The organism is Blautia sp. OM07-19, from assembly GCF_003481595.1.
Lineage (GTDB): Bacteria > Bacillota > Clostridia > Lachnospirales > Lachnospiraceae > Blautia_A > Blautia_A intestinihominis.
Genome location: NZ_QULA01000005.1, coordinates 13,840 through 33,709, shown reverse-complemented (window position 1 = coordinate 33,709; position 19,870 = coordinate 13,840). Strand labels below are relative to the sequence as shown.

The following is a 19,870-nucleotide window of genomic DNA, read 5'->3' as shown; positions in this document are numbered from 1 at the left end:
GATTTTACCATATCTGTTGGTGTTTATTGTAACATTCGTGTTCTTTCTTTTCAACACACAAAGTCTTAAATTTGTCCGCGCAAATCTTAAACAAATCTTAACTGCCATAAAGCAACTGCCCCGGCACTACGTTCCTGTAATGCCGGGGCAATCGCCGCTTATATTATTTATATTTTATGGAAGAAAATATATCGTTTTAATTATTTACCATAGTAAGCTTTCAGGTAGATTTCTTTGAGTTCTGCGATGAGTGGGTATCTCGGGTTTGCACCAGTACACTGGTCGTTGAATGCCTGCTCGCTCATCTCATCAAGAGTCTCAATGAAGTATTTCTCGTCTACACCGTAATCTTTGATGGTAGGTTTGATCTCGATGATCTTCTTGAGTTCTTCGAGTTTCTCCAGAAGTTTCTCAAATACTTCTTTGTCATCTTTTCCTGTCAGTCCTACGAAACGGCCAACCTCTGCGTAGCGAGCCAGTGTCTTCGGATACTGATACTGCGGGAAAGTACCCATCTTAGCCGGAACTTCTGCTGCATTGTAGCGCATAACATCTGTAAGTACCAGAGCGTTTGCGATACCGTGCGGGATGTGATGGAAAGCGCCCAGTTTGTGAGCCAGGGAGTGGTTTACTCCGAGGAATGCATTTGCGAATGCCATACCAGCCATGCAGGAAGCATTTGCCATATGATCTCTTGCCTCTACATCATTTCCGTTTCTGTATGCTCTTGGCAGATAATCAAATACCAGTTTGATTGCACGGAGTGCAAGACCGTCTGTGTAGTCAGAAGCCATCATGGATACATATGCCTCAAGAGCATGTGTCATAACGTCGATACCGGAAGCACTTGTCAGTCCTTTTGGTGCACTCATCATGTTGTCTGTATCTACGATCGCCATATCCGGTAACAGTTCGTAGTCAGCCAGAGGCCATTTGATTCCTGTTTCTTTGTCTGTGATGATGGCGAAAGGTGTTACCTCAGAACCTGTACCGGAAGATGTAGGTACGGCGATGAAGTAAGCTTTTTTACCCATTTTCGGGAATGTATAGATTCTCTTACGGATATCCATGAAGTCCATTGCCATATCATCGAAGTCTGCATCCGGGTTTTCATAGAGAACCCACATGATCTTACCAGCATCCATTGCGGATCCACCACCCATTGCGATGATGCAGTCTGGTTCGAATGCACGCATTGCTGCAGCACCTGCTCTTGCAGAAGCGAGGGACGGGTCTGGTTCTACATCAGAGAAGCATGTATGAACGATTCCCATTTCGTCAAGTTTGTCTTCGATCTTCTTGGTGTATCCATTCTTGTAAAGGAAGGAGTCCGTTACGATGAAGCAGCGTTTTTTGCCCATCACGTTTTTCAGCTCATCAAGAGCAACCGGCAGGCAGCCTTTTTTGAAGTAAACTTTTTCCGGGGTTCTCATCCAGAGCATGTTCTCTCTCCTCTCAGCAACAGTCTTGATATTGATCAGGTGTTTAACACCAACGTTTTCAGATACAGAGTTTCCACCCCAGGAACCGCATCCAAGTGTCAGAGACGGAGCGAGTTTAAAGTTGTAGAGATCTCCGATACCACCCTGAGAAGATGGAGTGTTGATCAGGATACGGCAGGTCTTCATTGCTGCTGCATGTTTTGCCATCTTTTCTTTCTCATTTACGTTGATGTACAGAGAAGATGTATGTCCATATCCACCGTCAGCTACCAGCTGTTCTGCTTTTGCGATAGCTTCGTCGAAGGTTTTTGCCTTGTACATTGCAAGTACAGGAGAAAGTTTCTCGTGTGCGAACTCTTCGCTGATATCTACAGATTCTACTTCACCGATCAGGATCTTGGTTTCTGCCGGAACAGTAACTCCTGCCATCTCAGCGATCGTAGCTGCTTTCTGTCCAACGATCTTGGCATTCAGTGCACCGTTGATCAGGATTGTTTTTCTTACTTTTTCGATTTCGTCTTTCTTAAGGAAGTAGCATCCTCTGTACTGGAACTCTTCTTTTACTGCTTTGTAAATGCCTTCAAGAACAGTTACGGACTGCTCAGAAGCACAGATCATACCATTATCAAATGTTTTGGAATGGATGATGGAGTTTACTGCAAGACGGACATCTGCTGTGTCGTCGATGATAACCGGTGTATTTCCGGCTCCAACACCAAGTGCCGGTTTTCCGGAGGAGTATGCTGCTTTAACCATTCCAGGACCACCTGTTGCAAGAATGATGTCAGCTTCCTTCATTACGAGGTTTGTAAGCTCAAGGCTTGGTACATCGATCCAGCCAATGATTCCTTCCGGAGCACCTGCTTTTACTGCTGCTTCAAGAACAACTTTGGCAGCTTCAATAGTGCTTCCTTTTGCACGTGGATGTGGGCTGATGATGATTGCGTTTCTTGTCTTCAGAGCGATCAGGGTTTTGAAGATTGCTGTGGAAGTCGGGTTTGTTGTCGGGATAACTGCTGCGATCAGACCGATCGGTTCTGCAATTTTCTTGATTCCATAAACCGGATCTTCTTCCAGTACACCACAGGTCTTGGTGTTTTTGTATGCATTGTAGATGTACTCTGCTGCGTAATGGTTCTTGATGACTTTATCTTCTACGATACCCATTCCTGTTTCTTCAACGGCTGCTTTTGCAAGCGGGATACGGGCTTTGTCTGCTGCTGTTGCGGCTGCTTTGAAGATCTTGTCTACCTGCTCCTGAGTATAGGTAGCAAAAATTTTCTGAGCTTCTTTCATCGCAGCGATCTTGGCTTCAAGTGCCTCTGGAGTGTCGATAATTGCCGGGATGTGGGTTTCTTTCTTTGCCATTTCTGAATCCTCCTGTTTTCCTCTTGTGATTTGATTCTTTCTGGTTTTAGTAGTGTGTTTGATGGTTGTGTGTGTTAATGGATTAACGTTAATTATTTATCAATCTTGCTGATGAGGCTATTGTATTAGATTGTTAATCATTTGTCAATATATTTTAACCACCTAAAAAATCCACTAAATCCCTTTTTATTTATTCTTTTTATGTAATTTGCACAACTCTACCCGGGGCATTTTTGTATATATTTATCATATTTTATGGTTACTTATTTTGCATTTTATTTTTATATGGTATTTTATATAAGTTTTTTTGTTTTTCTCTGTACAAATTAGTTATTTTGTATATAATAGAATAATACATCAGAATATATTGTCATATTCCTATTTTATCCTGCATAGATTAGAGGATAAGAGATGACACAGAACTATTCCCTGTTCTGCGATTCTCTTCTGTTTTACTTTCTTTTAACACGATCAATCTACAGATTTATTATTGAAGGAGTATTCTAATGGGAAGCGGTAATGCAATACGGGTAACAGAACCAGAAACATTCACACTGATACAATTAGAGGAAGAAAGACAGAAATTGAAAAAGAAAGAACTATTAAAGAATATGCTGACCGACAGCGAGTTCAGCATCCAGGGACAATGTGCCATCAATCTTATGATGACCAAGATCGATATCATCAACACTTTTCTGCTGATGAAGACCGGACGAAACTACATACAGATGAAGACCGGACGACTCAAGAGCTACGACAGTGTCTGCAAGAAAATGCAGAAAAAAGGCCTCGATATGAATTTCGCGCAGGCAGTGGAAAAGATCAACGACCTGATCGGGGTCCGTGCTGTGTGCGCTTATGTGGACGATATCTACAAGGTGGCTGACCTGATCCAGAAACAGCAGGACATCCGCATCATCAAGATCAAGGACTATATCAAGCAGCCCAAGAAATCCGGCTATCAGAGCCTGCATCTGATCCTGGAGATCGCAATTCCATTCCAGAATGAGAATCAATGGGTCAAACTGGAGCTTCAGCTCCGGACGGCTGCAATGGATTACTGGGCAAACCTCGACCACCAGCTCCGTTATAAGAGAGGTCAGAAACAGGCTGCCGTTATCAATGAGGAACTGCAGCAATGTGCCTCTATGATCAGCCAGCTCGATCAGAAGATGCTGGCGATCCGCAAGAAAATTGATAAGATCTGATATAATGCCATGTAAACGTAGACAGGAGCCTCTGCCTTGTATTTCTACAAGAGGGGCTCCTGTTTTTGTGGTTTTATCTAAAATCCTGTATAAATAGTGTTTTATATTGTTATTTTTTTGTCATTCTTTTGTTGTTTCATGTGGATTATTTGCCCAGTCCATACTCCGCAGCCAGTTTCTTAAACTCCGGAAGGGAATTCTGGATCGTCTCATAGGAAACACAGTATGCCAGCCTCACATATCCCGGGCAGGCAAAGGAGCTTCCCGGAACCATGAGGATATTGTATTTCTTGCCGGCCTCACAGAACTGCTTCTCATCTGCGATCGGAGATTTCACGAACAGGTAAAAAGCTCCCTGTGGTTTGATGCACTCAAATCCACATTCTGTCAGTCCATTGTAAAGTGCCAGACGGTTTCTGTCATAAGCTGCAACATCTACTTCTGCGTCTACGCATTTCTGGATGACTTTCTGCATCAGGGACGGTGCATTGACACTTCCGAGTACACGGTTTGCGATCGCTGCTGCTGTGATGACGGTTGCGCTGTCTTCCAGCTCATCCGGAATGACCAGATAACCGATACGCTCACCCGGCAAAGACAGAGATTTACTGTAGGAATATCCTACAACCGTATTCTTGTAGTATTTCGTCAGATACGGAACTTCTACGCCGTCATAAGCCAGCTCTCTGTATGGCTCATCAGAAATCAGATAGATCACAGAACCGAACTCCTGCTGTTTTTTCTCCAGGATCGCTGCAAGTTCTTTGATAGTATCCTCGGAATAAACGACACCTGTCGGATTGTGCGGTGTATTTACGATCACTGCACGAGTGTTGACTGTAATTTTTTCTTCCAGTTCTTTAAGGTTCGGCTGAAAGGTCTCTGTGTTCGGTGAGATTTCCACAAGCTTGCCATCATAGTTGCGGACATATGCACCATATTCCAGGAAATACGGTGCAAAAACGATCACTTCCTCTCCAGAATTCAGGATCGTTTTGAGGATCACGTTCAGGCCACTGGCAGCACCAACAGTCATGATCAGATTATGTGCAGAAAAAGCAGTTTCGAAACGACGGTTCAGAGACTGTGCGATCGTCTCTCTGACATCCTCGAACCCGGCGTTACTCATATATCCATGAAGGACAGTCGGTTCTTCGTTGTTTACAAGATCTATGATTGCTTCGCGTACACAGTCCGGTGCCGGAACACTTGGATTTCCAAGGCTGAAGTCATAGACTTTGTCCGCACCGTACTTTGCCCGGAGACGGTTTCCTTCTTCGAACATCATACGGATTGCTGAATTGTTCTGTACGAAAGGTTTCATTTTTTCTGCTATCATAATACTTGTGCCTCCTCTTAATTCTTATTGTTTGCGATACTTACGGATTGTTCCGTGGTATCTTATTTCTTTTTGCTGTGTCCGAATGAGATCCATCCTGTCAGTGCCAGCATGGCAATACCGACGATCATCCATGGGATCAGATAAGCATTTCCCTTTGGCTGGAACATGTCATAGTAACCTTTGAGATAAATGATCGCTACAACGACCGGGATCACCCACAGCATGTAATTTCTGATGAATGCCGGGAATTTCGCTCCTTTTCCTGTGTTGGCTTCTCTCAGGAAATTCTTCCATCCCCATCCGTTCTTAGATGTACAGAAAATCACGAATATTACAGATCCAAGCGGCAGGATGTTGTTTGAGATAATAAAGTCCTCAAGATCCATGATAGTTGTTCCTTCACCAAGGATCTGGATTCCGGACCATGGTCCAAAGCCAAGGATTGCCGGCATGGAAAGGATAATGATCAGAACGATATTAAATGCAACAGCCTTGTTGCGTTTCCATCCCCACAGATCCATTGCAAAGGACAGGATATTTTCGAATACTGCAATTACTGTAGACAGTGCCGCAAAAGACATAAACAGGAAGAACAGTGCTCCCCAGAGTCTTCCGCCAGCCATCTGATTGAACACATTTGGCAGAGTGATGAACACAAGTCCCGGACCTGCTCCCGGCTCTACATTGAATGAAAAACACGCCGGAATGATAATAAGTCCTGCCATCAGTGCTACGAAGGTATCCAGGATCAGGATGTTGATGCTTTCTCCTGCAAGGGTACGTTCTTTGCCCATGTAGCTTCCGAAGATCTCCATCGCTCCGATACCGATACTCAAAGTAAAGAATGCCTGTGACAGTGCCCCAAAGATTACATTTCCAATTCCTGCCTCGCGGATATTGTCAAGATTCGGTACAAGGTAGAATTTCACACCTTCCATTGCTCCATCCAGTGTTACGGAGTGAACTGCCAGTACAACGATCAGTGCCAGCAGACAGATCATCATAATCTTAGTGATACGCTCGATTCCGTTCTGAAGTCCCAGGGAACATACACCAAATGCCAGCAGGACCGCTGCGATCATCCATCCAGTCATCGTTCCTGTAGATGTCATCAGATTTGAGAAAAATCTGCTCACTTCTTCGGAAGAAGCTCCGCTCAGTTTCCCGGTTGCCATAACATAACAATAGTACATCATCCATCCTGCAACCATCGTATAAAACATCATCAGCATGTAGTTACCGATCATTCCCATATAGCTGTATTTATGGAAATTAGAACCTTCCGGCTCCAGTTTGTGAAATGCTCTTGCCGTACTCAGTCTGCTGCTTCGTCCTACTGCAAATTCGCTTACAAGGATCGGAAGTCCAAGCAGTACAAGAAAGCCAAGATAGATCAGGATAAAAGCGGCACCGCCGTACTTACCTGTCATGTACGGAAATTTCCATACGTTTCCAAGACCTACTGCACATCCTGCTGAAACCAGGATGAATCCAAGTCTTGATCCAAATGTTTCTCTTTCTTTCAAAAGATTTTCCTCCTCCATTTTCATTAACTTATCTATTATAACACAAGGACAGTCCGATGTGAACTGTCCTTGCAGGAATTGGGATTTCAATTTGAAGTTTTATATATAGTTATATCAGGCAAGATGTTATACGGTCGTTACAAGTGCCTCAAAAGCACCTTCCAGTTCATACTCACCGATATTGGCTGTGACAAAGAGGCTGTCTCCTTTTTTGAAAGTCAGGGTTTCTTCCTTATCGCGGATCGTACCTTTTCCTTCCATGACGAGAATGCTTACGAAGGAAGTCTTGTCGATCTCGCCGAACACTTTTTTGACGTGCTGTCCGTCGAGAACGAGCTTATCTACGGTAAAGTACGGGCAGGATACGATATGCGGTTCGAAGGTCTACTTCTTTCAGCCATGAATATTCTTTTTTATATCCGGCCGGTGTATTTTTCAACATCTTTTTTTCTTTCTGGTAATGACTGATCTTATCTGCAAGCATCTGGTTATAAAGAAAATGGCAGCAACCGATTGTTTTCTCTATCTGAGATATCTGTTCTTTATTTGGATAGATTCTTATTTTTACTGCCCGGTTTACTTTTCTCACCCTGACTTTCTATATACTGACGGATTGATTCTATTTCTATGAACACATTGTTCTTGCTTCATTATAATATATTTGTTTTATAAGAACAAGTGCTTTTATGAATTATTCGAGCAGATATGCTCAAAGGTCAATTCATCCCTTCACCTATAGGTGAGGGAATCCTTACTACATTTGTTAAATTAACTTGTTGTGCTAGATAAAATAAAATATAAAGAAACTTCAACAAAATGTGCTATCTTATTTGTAGGACATACAAATTTGAAAGGGGGCATCATCATGTTGAAGTTTCAAAATAATGATACCACGATTATCGCAACTTTTGAAGACTTTATTTTGACCACTTACGTTATTATTGATGAATTGTATCACCGCTTTGCACCTTCGGAAGTCAGAAAACGTCGCCATGTTTTGGATGCAAAACTATCTGATTCCGAAATCATTACGATTGCTCTCTGTGGAGAGTTGGTCGGTATTGATTCTGAAAATGCCTGGTTTTCTTTTGTAAAAAAGAATTACCGACACCTTTTCCCACAGCTTTGCAGCAGAAGCCGTTTTAACAGAACAAGGCGTGCTCTGATGCAGATAACCGAATTATTAAGACAAAAAATGCGCTCTGTTTTTCCGGTTCCGGTCAGTTCTTATTGCATTCTTGATAGTTTTCCGCTTGCAGTCTGTAAATTTGGACGTGCACGATACTGCAAAACATTTCGCAGCCAGGATGCTGATTACGGAAAGTGTCCTTCTAAAAAGGAAACTTACTTTGGTTATAAAGTGCATACCCTGGTCACATTAGAAGGTTACATTACTGCATTTGAGATTACGCCGGCATCCACAGATGACCGCGAAGGATTACGGGATCTGGCGGATAATTGTTCAAATATTACAATTTTAGCAGATAAAGGATATGTTGGCGAAAAACTCATGCAGGAAATGAAGGAACAAACGATCTGTCTTTTTGCACTCAAGCGTTCCAACGGTAAAGAAAACTGGTCAAAAGCTTTCAGGGCTTATGCACCCGTTTGGTTAATAAAGTATTGGCATACAACCTCTGCATTGCATTAAACAGTATTTTCGGCGAAACCTGCGAACTTGGAAAAATCAAAGAATTGATATTCTAAAAAATTTATTTATCAATAATAACAGGGATTCTTTGCGGTTTTTACAAGTTTTAAACGTTTTATTTGAAATAGCACAACAGGTTAATTTATTTCCCATACAGATAAGAGCTGTACTCTGGAGCATCCAGATTCGTGGTATCGATCCATACAGGATCATAGTATACAAATTTCTCCAGACCGCTGGAAACTTTCTCATACGGAACGGTCAGCTGTACGGCTGCAAGGATCGTCTGGTATCCCAGCTGATACGGGGACTGTGAAACAATGCCTGCCTCTGAACCATTACGAACTGCGTCCTGCTGTTTGGTAGTTGCATCCACTCCAACCATGACCGGTGCTGTACCCTCTGCTTTCTCAATATCGAGATAAAGATCAGATACATCTGCATTCGTACAGAACACGCCTGCCAGATCCGGATATCTCCGAAGAGCATCTTCCATGGCAGTTTTCATGTCATCCACCTGATCTGTATATAATTCCTGAACAACTGTAATGTCCGGACATTCTGCGAGAGCTTCCTTGAATCCTTCTACACGTTTCTTAGAGCTCTCTGTCTTCTCCTGAGCGGAAAAAATTGCGACTTTACCGCTTTTTCCGATCGCATCGCTTAATTTCTCTCCCGCCATCTTTCCTACATAAACATTATCTGTTCCGCGGAAAACGGCGATCATATCACTGTCACTTACATTGGAGTCAAAAGCTACTACTGCAATGTCATTCTCTCTGGCTGCCTCAAGCTGTGCCTGGCAGGAATCCTCGTCGCCTGCTGAAAGACATAATACCGTTGGATTCTCTGCAATAACTGCATCCAGTGTATTAACCTGCTTCTCCACATCCTGCTCATCACTTGCGCCTTCAAAGGTCATCGTGATCTGGTCATCGGATGTAAAACCGTATGCCGCATTGACATCCTTAATCGCATCTTCCATACCGGAATGAAGTGCCTTCCAGTACTCACCATCCACGCTCTTACTTACAACTGCAATTCTACTTCCCTTCGTTACGGGTGCAGAAGTATCGATCTGTGCTGCCAGTGCAGCTTCTTCCTCTGATTCCGGATCTGAATCTGTCTCTTCCTCTGTCTGTGCTGTCTCGTCATTTGCCTGCACATCCGCCACAAAATTCTCAGAGCCGCTTTCTTTGTCGAGTCCCCCTGCCACCAGTATGGCACCAGCAAGGATAATTCCGGCTGCAGCCGCTTTTCTCATTATTTTCCCTCTTTTCTTAATCCAAACTTCATACAAATGCGCTTCTTTTTTTACATTATACACATTTTCTTTTTTGCGTCCATAGATTTCATAGTTTTTTCATTATTTGAGCGGAAAATAATACATTCTTGCTGATATGCTTTACAGTGTCAAAAAGCCTTTGAATGTCTCACCTTTCGGTGTGACTTTAAATTCCATTTTTTTTCCGTTTGCCGGGTGGCGGAAAGCCAGATGGCAGGAGCATAATCCTAACGGAAGGCCAGACTTATCTGCGGCGTTATATTTCCGGTCTCCAAGGAGCGGCATGCCTTTGTGAGCCATCTGCACACGGATCTGATGATGTCGTCCTGTATCCAGGATGATCTTAACAAGGATCCTTTTTCCTGTTGCGGTGCGTTCGTCTTTGATTTCTTCCTGAATACTGTAATCCAGGCTGGCTTTCTTTGCTCCGGGAGTCTTCGGAGTGACCACGGAGGAAGAATTTGTCCGGTTATCTTTTTTGAGGTAATCTTCCAGATGCCCCTGCTTTTCCTCTGGCAGCTGTGCGGTTACTGCCAGATATTCTTTTGTGACAGTTTTAGACGTGATCTGTCGGTTCAGTTCGGCGGCAGCCTTTGGCGTTTTTGCAAATACCAGAACGCCCTCTACCGGCTGATCCAGTCTGTGTATGATCCCGAGATACGGCATCTTGCCCGGTGTCTTAAGTGCCAGATGATTCTTAAGGCTGCTTTCCATATCTGCCATTCCAAAGCGGGCACTCTGCACGGCAACGCCCGCCGGTTTATGGCACACCAGAATATCCTTATCTTCATAAAGAATACAATCCTGTATATTAAAACTTTGCATAAAAAATCTCTCCTTTTGAGGAGAGTATAACATACAACACGTAAGACGACCATCACTTCTATTTATTCTTCGCGAATTATTTATAAAAGGATGGTCGTCTTAACACTCTTCACTATTCAATTTTTAATAACCTCTTAGTTCTTTCAAAACTTATCGTCTTGTTTGCTAATTGAATTCCTGTGATATATCTACATCATATATCTCTGATCCAATTCTCTGTATTTAGTTTTTATATTAATTTCGATATCATATTGATGTCTTATTTTGTGGTTGCGATTGTTTTATTCCCTGCTCATAAACGATACGATTTTTATCACTTCGTCTATTTAGAAAGTTTATAGATTTTAAATTATAATCTACGAATTATAATTTATTGAGAAACTTAGGATATTCTTTTTCATTGGATTAGAGCAGCTCCAAACTTAACTTCTTAAATTCCAAACTGTTTTCCTTTGAAATAAGATTCCTTATAATCTCTTCTTAACATCTGTTGTGAGGAGATGTTCTTCTGATGCAAAGTTTCAATCCATATTAGAATAAATCTTATATGCATCTCAAAGTATCTTGCTTATTTATCTTCAAGCTTCTCTGGATCTCTGCTTCCAGACGATGCTCTAAAATAAGGAGTTATACTTTTTCAAAAATGTTTCTTTACACATTTTCGAAAGTCTCTGTATCAGGTGCGTGATAGTTATTCAATATAAGTAATCGATTCTATATACCTGTAATACTTATGATAAACGATCATTTCTTTTCATGAAGTCCTGTTCACCAGGCTGTAAATTTCATCTTTCTTCTCTAAGAATATGATTATTTCTTAAATTAATGGGCTAATATGTATCAGGTCTTTCTTGCAGGAAACTCGATTCCTATCACTTCTTATATTGATTGTGATTAGTAACTACTGTCCCAACGGTATCACCCTTGCCTTTCTTTTGATTTTCATTCCTTTCATGTTCTCTATACTATGAATTGAATGAGTTTCTTTTGTGTTTTGTTTTTGTTTTCTTTTGATGTCATTATAATAGCACTGTATAGTGTATTTGTCAACACATTTTTCGATTATTTTTTAATTTATTGTATATTTTTCGTGTTTATAATATTATTCTTGTTTTATTTGTGTGTATTTTTTATTATTTTCTGATAATTTAAACATATTATAAAACTCCTCTTCCATACAAAAAGCAGTCCCGCGGGAGGCTGTGGTAAGCCATCCTGCGGGACTGCACAAACAGGGGTTGGTTCTGTATGTGGGGTGCCAGAACCAGTCTTATTTTCTGTTGTAGTTGATCAGACATCCTTTGAGGATGATCTCACGTTCGTCATCGGTCAGTTCTCCGAGTGTTACCTGGAACTCCTTAAGTCCGTCTTCTTTGACTACATATCCGGTGATGCTGTCGGCTTTATCAGCAACAGCTTCTCTGATATGCGGGAAGAACAGGAAATCACCGTTGGTAAACGGAAGCTCTCCCTGCGGGATCAGGAATGGAAGCATGCCCCAGTTGATAAGGTTTGAGCGGTAACGTTTGGTAGCGTACTCGTTTGCGATGTTTGCCCATCCGCCGAGAACCTTCTGGCAGGAAGCGGCCTGCTCACGTGCAGAGCCATCACCAGGTTTTACAGCGAAGATCGTACTTCCGACTCCGACGTTTTCTTTGCTGATATCTGCGAACTGTTTCTTAACAGCTTCCATAACCGGTTTCAGTTCCGGAACTGCCTCTGCCGGACATTCTCCTGCTTCGATCGCCTTCTGTGCCTTCTGGATCTCTTTGGCACGTCCAACGTACTCCGGATCTCTTCTGGAAAGAGTGAACTCTGCCAGTCCAAGCGGATTGGAACGGAAAGAGGAAGTCTCACCGGAAGGAATCAGCTCGTCTGTTGTTGTAACAGGATCATGGATCTCAGAAACAACTTTGAGAACAAGGTTCTCTGCCAGCGCAGGCATCTCCGGCCAGTCTTTGATGTTTGGTCCGAACTGGATCTCAACGCTTGGATCTGCAACGCCCTTGCTGTCAAAGATACGGTTCTCATAAATTGTTTTGTCGAAGAAATATTTCTGATGTCTGTAGCTTCCGGTAAATTCTTCTGCGGAAGTCAGGAAGCCTTTGTTTGCTGCTGTTGCTGCGATGGATCTCGCATCCATAAGTGCAACGGAAGAAATCTGTCCGTTCTGGACCTTGGAACCTTCACGGTTCGGGAAGTTTCTCGTTGTATGACGGATACTGAACGCATTATTTGCAGGTGTGTCTCCGGCACCGAAGCACGGTCCGCAGAAAGCAGTCTTGACAACTGCCCCTGTTGCAAGGAGGTCAGCCAGGACACCGTTTCTTGCAAGTTCCATATAGATCGGTGTACTTGCCGGGTAAACGCTGAGTGTAAAGGCGTCTGCACCGATGCTTGCTCCGCGGAGGATGTCTGCTGCTGCACAGATATTCTCAAATCCGCCGCCTGCACATCCGGCGATGATTCCCTGCTCTACATAAAGTTTACCGTCAACGACTTTGTCCTTGAGAGAATATGGAACTTTGCCGTCGAGACTGATCTGAGCCTTTTTCTCTACATCATCAAGGATGTCATAGAGGTTTTCTTTGAGTTCATCGATAGTATAGGTATTGCTTGGGTGGAATGGCATTGCGATCATCGGTTTGATCTCACTTAAGTCAACCTCTACGCAGCCGTCATAGTATGCAACCTTGCCCGGTTTGAGTTCTTTGTAGTCTTCTTTTCTGCCATGGATCTCGTAGAATTCTTCGATGGTCTCATCTGTCTGCCAGATAGAAGAAAGACAGGTTGTCTCTGTTGTCATAACGTCAATTCCGATACGGAAGTCTGCACTTAAACCTGCAACTCCAGGTCCTACGAATTCCATAACTTTGTTCTTAACGTATCCATTGGCAAATACCTTGCCGATGATCGCCAGAGCAACGTCCTGCGGTCCTACGCCCGGTCTCGGCTGTCCCTTGAGGTAGATCGCAACTACGCCCGGCATATTGATATCATAAGTCTGGGAAAGGAGCTGCTTAACCAACTCACCGCCACCCTCGCCCATGGCCATGGTACCAAGTGCACCATAACGGGTGTGGCTGTCAGAACCCAGGATCATCTTGCCGCCGCCTGCAAGCATCTCACGTGCGAACTGATGGATGACTGCCTGATGAGGAGGTACATATACTCCGCCATATTTCTTTGCACAGGTAAGTCCGAACATGTGGTCATCTTCGTTGATTGTTCCGCCTACTGCACACAGAGAGTTGTGACAGTTTGTCAGCACATATGGGATCGGGAATTTCTCAAGTCCTGAAGCACGTGCTGTCTGGATGATTCCTACAAAAGTAATATCATGGGATGTTAACTTATCAAACTTGATCTGTAATTTCTGCATATTTCCGGAAGTATTGTGTGCTTCCAGGATATCATATGCCATGGTGTTCTTTGCTGCGTCTTCTCTGGATACCGGCTGATCAAACTTGCTTTCTTCAACAATGTCACTGCCATTTACAAGGTAAACGCCACCGTCGTATAGCTTCATAATAATCCTCCATTCATATAAATTATGCATTGCACGCTTCTGTGTTTTTGCAAAATGTATATTAATTATACTTTATCTCGCTAAAATCTGCAACGACATTTCACAAGAAGATATATAAAAATTCTTGACAAAATAATAACTGATAACTACAATGCCATTAGCAAACACCTACTATTGATGTAAAAAACAGGGGATAAATTTGAATCAGAGAGATAATACTTTTTTTGAAGCTTATAAACGTCTTGACCGGCTTTGCAGAGATATTCTCAACTGCCAAAATGGTGTTAGTGAATATATTCAGCAAATGGATAAAACTCCTCAGGCGCAGTATACAGTTACCAATTGGGAAAAAGATTATAAAATGTTGAAGCATATCCGCTGGGTCAGAAATCAAATAGCCCATGATATCTCAGACGCTCCATTCAGCACAGAAGCTGATTTGGAATTTACAAATGCATTTTATGATCGAATCATAAATCAAAATGATCCTTTCTCACATTTAAGAAAAGCAGAACAAAGAAAAACCTATGCCAATAACAATTATTATTTTCCGCCAAAGTCTTCAGATAACTCCTTTCATACTCAGTTACCTGACACTTCTAATGGCAGTTCATCACATGGACCTCTGGCAGTTATCAGTATCATAGCTGGCATAATTATTATAATTTTAATCGTTTTTTCACTTATAAATATGAACTTATAACATCTTTACTTGCATATTAAAAGCCATTATACTTAAAATCACTTAGCACTCAAATATTTCTGTCACCTGTGGCAGTTTTGATAGGGAGGTAGGAACACTATGTTTCGTTTATGGGGAAAACTGTGGAAAGACAACCACATGCTGAAAGATCTCGTCATTGATGACGACTCAGAAGATACAAGGACACACAAGATCTTCCGTGCACTGCAGGAGATCTGCTATGATTTTGACCTGGAAAATCCGATCTGGCTGGACAGCAATGTCACGGATTTCAAACGCCATTCCAGAACACGGTTCCGCCAGGACAGTTTTATTGAACATATTGAATTTGATTACCTGGAGATTCAGGTGATCGAGGAAGATTAAAAAAGTGCCGCTCACAGCTTCACTGATAATAACAGTTTGCTGCAAGCGGCATTTTTTCGTATCAGACAATCCACTTACCCAATACCGGTATTTTTTTGATAAGTATTACCGCAAGGCAGCTAAGTCCAAAGATACACACCATGACTATCGGGATCGCAATCACTGTATTTCCGATCATCATGCTGTCTATTCCAGCTCTGTGCAGGATGTCGCGGAAAAATGCATGGATCAGATAGATTCCGAACGTATAACCTCCCAACCGACATATGATCTCTTCCTGTTTCTCGCTCCAATGTATTTTGGACACATGATTTTTGAAAAATAAGAAAATCGCACTTCCCCAGAAAAATCCCGCAAGCGTAAAGTTTTCATAATAGGACTGGAGTTCTCTTCCCACTCTCGGTGACATGTACTGACTGAGCAGGATTGCCGCAAGGATCAGTGAAATTCCCAGAATATAAATCGTTCGTTCCAGCTTCCTGGAAATCTCATAATGTGAAAGGTAATGTCCCAGGATAAAATATCCTGCATAGTCCACGACCATTCCCGGCTGAACCGTATGCATCACATTCATGACGTATTCCTTCAGCGGGAACGAAAAACAGTTTACTGTGTATGGTATGATCTTGATGAGCAGAAACATCAGGATCAGATATTCTTCCCATTTCTTACTTCGTTCACAGTTTACGATTTCCCACAAAAGCGGTGTCACTATCAGGAGTCCTGCTAACATAGGAAGATACCACAGATGGAAATAGGATTCACTGCAATAGATCAGTATTTTCTTAAAAAACGATACAGATCCTATCGCTGGTTTCCCCGCCATTACGATCCTGTATACCGCATAAAAAATCTGCCAGAACACATACGCCACTGCTATCTGAAAAATATTCCTGGTCCAGAGTTTCTTGAGTGACCAGTTTCTCTTACCATCCAGATACAGCGTTCCGCTGATCATGATAAACGATGCCACTGCAAAACGGTTGATTCCATGGTAAAAATTCGAAATTCTCCATATACTGGAATCCAGTGGTGTATCCCGGAAATGCTGTGACCCGGCATGAATGCCGATCACACCGATGCAGGCTGCAATTCGCAGGAGTTCTATCCATGTAATTCTCTTTTTATTCATTTTTGTTTCGTGGGGCTGTCCCCCATTTCTCCTTAATTTTGTGTATCCGCAACTATCTTATTTCTTCACAATTACATATTTCAAGTTTCTCAGATGTTACTGTTCGCTCCGTTCACAGTAACTCTCAGATCCTTCTGAAAGTATAACAAACGAACTGCCTTCCTATAAGCAATATTTCTTCCACGATCTGTCATTCCATAAATTCCCGGATGATCTCACGCATGATCTCCTCTTCCTCCGGGCTCAGCATTTTGCTGAAATGGCTTCCGGTCGCCGCTGTCTGGCGGATGCTTGCCGTGATCTTCTCCACCATCTCTTCCTGGAGAACGGGGTCCATCCTGGGCGGCGGTGCGACTGGTTCCGCCTTTCGCGGTGTGACTGTCTCCTCTCTTTTGGTCCGTGCAGAAAGGATATAGTCTGCCAGAGAATTCATCACAAGCTCTTCCCGGTAAGCAAAATCCAGAGCCTGTCTCAGAATCATCAATGCAACCGGGATCACCGTTCCCAGATAAAGATACCTAAGCGGCAGCCCACTTGTCCACTTGAGCTTTGTCACAAACAGGATTGCAAGCCCCAGACACAACGTTGACAGAAGCGACGGCAGCCAGACCAGAAAGTTCATCTTGTTCAGCAGTTTATCTCTTGTTTTCCAGAGGTTCAGCCATTTTTCCTTAAGGCTTGTGACTGCATTTGTTCTTCGCAGAGTTCTTCTGTAAGTAAGGTGTACTGCCAGCATGCCAACCGCTCCGAAAGCTCCGGCGGCTGCCATGATGCAAAGCAGTATCTGCAGGTTCATGATTCGCTCCAGCATAAGCCCCTCCTTGCTTTTACAATCTCTCCGACACCTTCTCGGCTTTTCTTCTGCTGTTAATTCCCATTCTACACCCGTATGAACTTGCTGGAAACAAAAATCGTTCGTCAAATTCTCCCTGGAAAATGCGAAAAACTCCTCTGAACGGCTGATTTATCTGCTTTTCGTGATAATTCAACCTCCCATGAGGAATTTCTGTCGTTTTATATTCTGTCTGGATCTTTCATAACCTGATATTTACATTTCTTCCAGTGCCTTGACAACCTCTTCAAACTGCATGAAATGGGATGCTTTTACAAGGATCGTATCTCCCTCCTGGACAAGATCTCCAAGATGCTCAAGGAGAGATTCCCGGCTCTCTTCATAAATTACTTTAAATTCCTGATCTGCTTTGCGTGCAGCTTCTGCCATATGCACAGAAAGCGCACCAACACAGATGCAGACATCAATTCCGCACTGTGCTGCATGAGTTCCGACTTCTTCATGAAGCGCGATCTCATTTTCTCCAAGTTCTCCCATATCTCCAAGGATCGCCACTCTTCGTCCTTCTCCGTCGTGAAGAACATCAAGGGAAGCTTTCATGGACATCGGGTTTGCGTTGTAGCAGTCATCCACTACCAGGAATTTGTCTGTCTCGATCATTTTGAAACGTCCGCGGATCGTCTCCAGGCTTTCGATACCTCTCTTGATCTCCTCGATGGAAAGCCCGTAAATGCGTCCTACAGCAGCTGCTGCCAGTGCATTGTAGACCATATGGATCCCCGGTGTCGGAACAAGCACATCAAAAGCATCCTCGCCAAGATGAATACGGCAGGCAACGCCCTTGAGTCCTTTGCTCTCGATTTGATCCGCATATACATCTCGCTCTGCATTGAGTCCGAAAAATACCGGTTTGACGCCATTGTATTCACTTACTGTCGCCAGTTTATCGTCATCACCATTCAGAACAATATGTCCTTTCGGGTTCATGGACTTAAAGATCTCTGTTTTGGCTTTGAGCACACCATCGCGGTCTCCGAGATTTTCGAGATGGCAGGTTCCGATATTTGTGATCACACAGGTATCCGGTCTGGCGATCTTTGTCAGTCTGGCCATCTCGCCAAAATCACTGATTCCCATTTCCAGAACTGCGATCTGATCTTCATCTCTCAGGCGGAAAACAGTCAACGGAAGACCCAGTTCATTATTAAAGTTTCCCTGTGTCTTGAGTGTGCGGTATTTTTCTTTAAGTACAGAAGCGATCACTTCTTTTGTGCTGGTCTTGCCAACACTTCCGGTGATCCCGACAACCGGGATCTGAAGCTGTTTCAGATAAAATTCTGCGATATCCTTCACTGCCTGAAGAGAAGATCCTACCTGGATATATGGAAAATCTGCATTCTCCAGTTCTCTCTCTGAAAGTGTGACAAGCGCACCCTTGCTCATGACATCCGGGATAAAACGGTGTGCATCTACACGTTCTCCTACGATTGGAACAAACAGGCTGTCTTTTTCAATCTTGCGGCTGTCTGTAGTGATGGAGGAAACTTCCCTGTCCATCACGTTTTCCGGACCATGGTATGTACCGGAGCAGACTTCGGTAAGATTCTTTATAGTAAGATTTTTCATATCGATTTCCTCTTTAGTTGTACTTTTTCTGTGAAACGCGGATCAGTTCTTCACACAGTGTCGGGTAATCCATTCCGAGAACGGCTGCTTCCTGCGGGATCAGGCTGGTCGGGGTCATTCCCGGGAGGGTGTTGGCTTCCAGGCAGTAGATCTTTTCGTCTTCGGTCACGATGAAGTCAAGTCTTGCGTAGCTTTCCATTTCCAGTGCATGATAGCCGTCCACTGCTGCTTCCTGAAGGCGTTTTGTCAGTTCCTCTGAGATCGGAGCCGGACAGGTTTCCTGTACTGCACCTGGTTTGTATTTATTCTCGTAATCGTAAAAGCCTTCTTTCGGCACGATCTGGACTACCGGGTAGGCAGTTCCGTCAACGACCGCAACTGTGTATTCCACACCCTTGATGAATTCTTCGATGACAACTTCGTTTTCGTATTCAAAAGCTTCATCCAGTGCTTTGACATAATCTTCCTGATTATCTACGATATAGACACCGATGCTGGAACCACCGCAGCATGTCTTGACAACTACAGGAAATTCCATGCCAAGTGCCGCAAGAGAGTCCTGACGGTCTTTTTTCTTCATGGCTTTTCCGCCCGGTGTGCTTACGCCTCTCATCTGGAACATTGCTTTGGTCACGCCTTTGTCCATTGCCATCGCACTGCTTAAGTATCCGGTTCCGGTATAAGGAATTCCCATCAGGTCAAATGCTGCCTGTAACTTGCCGTCCTCTCCGTTTGCACCGTGAAGTCCGAGAAAAACAAAGTCGGCTTTTTTGCAGAGTTCGATGACATTTGACCCGAAGAAATCTCTGCGGGCTTTCTTTAATTCTTTCATCTGCGGATTAAAGCCCTTGATATACTCTGCTGCTTTTTCGACATCGTATTCCGCCGGGAACGGATCTTCCCAGTTTACGGTTTCGAGGCCACAGAATACATCCACCAGGATCGCCTGATGTCCTTTCTGTCTGAGTGCCTGGCAGATTCCTGTTCCTGATACGATAGAAACATCTCTTTCTGTACTGGTTCCACCTGCTAATACAACAATTTTCATATTCTTCCATCTCCTTAAGGAAAGCA

At 43.3% G+C, this 19,870-nt stretch carries 15 protein-coding genes and 1 pseudogene; 4 read left to right on the top strand and 12 right to left on the bottom strand.

All coding sequences use genetic code 11. The features are described from left to right. Window positions 1-200 precede the first annotated feature (200 nt). Window positions 201-2,810 (bottom strand): bifunctional acetaldehyde-CoA/alcohol dehydrogenase, encoded by a 2,610-nt coding sequence (adhE, locus tag DXC01_RS05350; protein WP_118698460.1) that lies wholly within the window; start codon window positions 2,808-2,810, stop codon window positions 201-203. 506 nt (window positions 2,811-3,316) lie between these two features. Here adhE and DXC01_RS05345 point away from each other — a divergent pair. Next, complete coding sequence (locus DXC01_RS05345) at window positions 3,317-4,018, top strand: GTP pyrophosphokinase (protein ID WP_022214085.1); 702 nt, start codon at window positions 3,317-3,319, stop codon at window positions 4,016-4,018. 145 nt (window positions 4,019-4,163) lie between these two features. Here the strand turns inward: DXC01_RS05345 and DXC01_RS05340 are convergent, their stop codons facing one another. The 4 genes from DXC01_RS05340 to DXC01_RS05325 all read right to left on the bottom strand — a co-directional run bounded on the left by DXC01_RS05340 (window position 4,164) and on the right by DXC01_RS05325 (window position 7,475). Beyond that, window positions 4,164-5,357 carry a pyridoxal phosphate-dependent aminotransferase gene (locus tag DXC01_RS05340; RefSeq protein ID WP_118251848.1) on the bottom strand — a complete coding sequence of 398 codons (1,194 nt, stop codon included), beginning with the start codon at window positions 5,355-5,357 and terminating at the stop codon, window positions 4,164-4,166. Between the two features lie 62 nt (window positions 5,358-5,419). Beyond that, window positions 5,420-6,910, bottom strand: coding sequence for a sodium-dependent transporter (locus DXC01_RS05335; RefSeq protein WP_420314286.1), 1,491 nt, complete (start codon window positions 6,908-6,910; stop codon window positions 5,420-5,422). Between the two features lie 102 nt (window positions 6,911-7,012). Continuing rightward, window positions 7,013-7,192, bottom strand: coding sequence for a hypothetical protein (locus DXC01_RS05330; protein ID WP_118251849.1), 180 nt, complete (start codon window positions 7,190-7,192; stop codon window positions 7,013-7,015). A 31-nt stretch (window positions 7,193-7,223) separates the two neighbouring features. Then, the gene (locus DXC01_RS05325; protein WP_118251850.1) at window positions 7,224-7,475 is read right to left on the bottom strand and encodes a helix-turn-helix domain-containing protein; all 252 of its coding nucleotides are present in this window, start codon (window positions 7,473-7,475) and stop codon (window positions 7,224-7,226) included. A gap of 276 nt (window positions 7,476-7,751) precedes the next feature. Between DXC01_RS05325 and DXC01_RS05320 the strand changes: the two are divergent. Further along, window positions 7,752-8,593: pseudogene (locus DXC01_RS05320) on the top strand (IS982 family transposase). An 86-nt stretch (window positions 8,594-8,679) separates the two neighbouring features. Here DXC01_RS05320 and DXC01_RS05315 read toward each other — a convergent pair. From DXC01_RS05315 to DXC01_RS05305, 3 genes are all read right to left on the bottom strand, one after another. Then, entirely contained in the window at window positions 8,680-9,801 is a 1,122-nt protein-coding gene (locus DXC01_RS05315) for a substrate-binding domain-containing protein (RefSeq protein ID WP_118698459.1), read from the bottom strand. Window positions 9,802-9,942: 141 nt separating this feature from the next. Next, a complete protein-coding gene (locus DXC01_RS05310) occupies window positions 9,943-10,647 on the bottom strand; it encodes an RluA family pseudouridine synthase (protein WP_118698458.1) in 705 nt (234 codons plus the stop codon). 1,270 nt (window positions 10,648-11,917) lie between these two features. Further along, a complete protein-coding gene (locus DXC01_RS05305; RefSeq protein ID WP_022214091.1) occupies window positions 11,918-14,176 on the bottom strand; it encodes a hydratase in 2,259 nt (752 codons plus the stop codon). Between the two features lie 199 nt (window positions 14,177-14,375). On the opposite strand from DXC01_RS05305, the gene DXC01_RS05300 reads away from it, so the two are divergent. Both DXC01_RS05300 and DXC01_RS05295 read left to right on the top strand, forming a co-directional pair. Next, on the top strand, window positions 14,376-14,879 hold the full coding sequence (locus DXC01_RS05300) for a DUF6548 family protein (protein WP_118251851.1): 504 nt from the start codon (window positions 14,376-14,378) through the stop codon (window positions 14,877-14,879). A gap of 99 nt (window positions 14,880-14,978) precedes the next feature. After that, complete coding sequence (locus tag DXC01_RS05295; RefSeq protein WP_022214093.1) at window positions 14,979-15,245, top strand: hypothetical protein; 267 nt, start codon at window positions 14,979-14,981, stop codon at window positions 15,243-15,245. 61 nt (window positions 15,246-15,306) lie between these two features. On the opposite strand, the gene DXC01_RS05290 is transcribed toward DXC01_RS05295, so the two are convergent. From DXC01_RS05290 to DXC01_RS05275, 4 genes are all read right to left on the bottom strand, one after another. Further along, complete coding sequence (locus DXC01_RS05290; RefSeq protein ID WP_022214094.1) at window positions 15,307-16,377, bottom strand: acyltransferase; 1,071 nt, start codon at window positions 16,375-16,377, stop codon at window positions 15,307-15,309. Window positions 16,378-16,567: 190 nt separating this feature from the next. After that, on the bottom strand, window positions 16,568-17,188 hold the full coding sequence (locus tag DXC01_RS05285) for a hypothetical protein (RefSeq protein WP_118698457.1): 621 nt from the start codon (window positions 17,186-17,188) through the stop codon (window positions 16,568-16,570). Between the two features lie 237 nt (window positions 17,189-17,425). Then, complete coding sequence (locus tag DXC01_RS05280; RefSeq protein ID WP_118698456.1) at window positions 17,426-18,796, bottom strand: UDP-N-acetylmuramoyl-tripeptide--D-alanyl-D-alanine ligase; 1,371 nt, start codon at window positions 18,794-18,796, stop codon at window positions 17,426-17,428. 13 nt (window positions 18,797-18,809) lie between these two features. Further along, window positions 18,810-19,844, bottom strand: a complete 1,035-nt coding sequence (locus DXC01_RS05275; protein ID WP_022214097.1) for a D-alanine--D-alanine ligase family protein — start codon at window positions 19,842-19,844, stop codon at window positions 18,810-18,812. Between the last annotated feature and the right edge of the window lie 26 nt (window positions 19,845-19,870).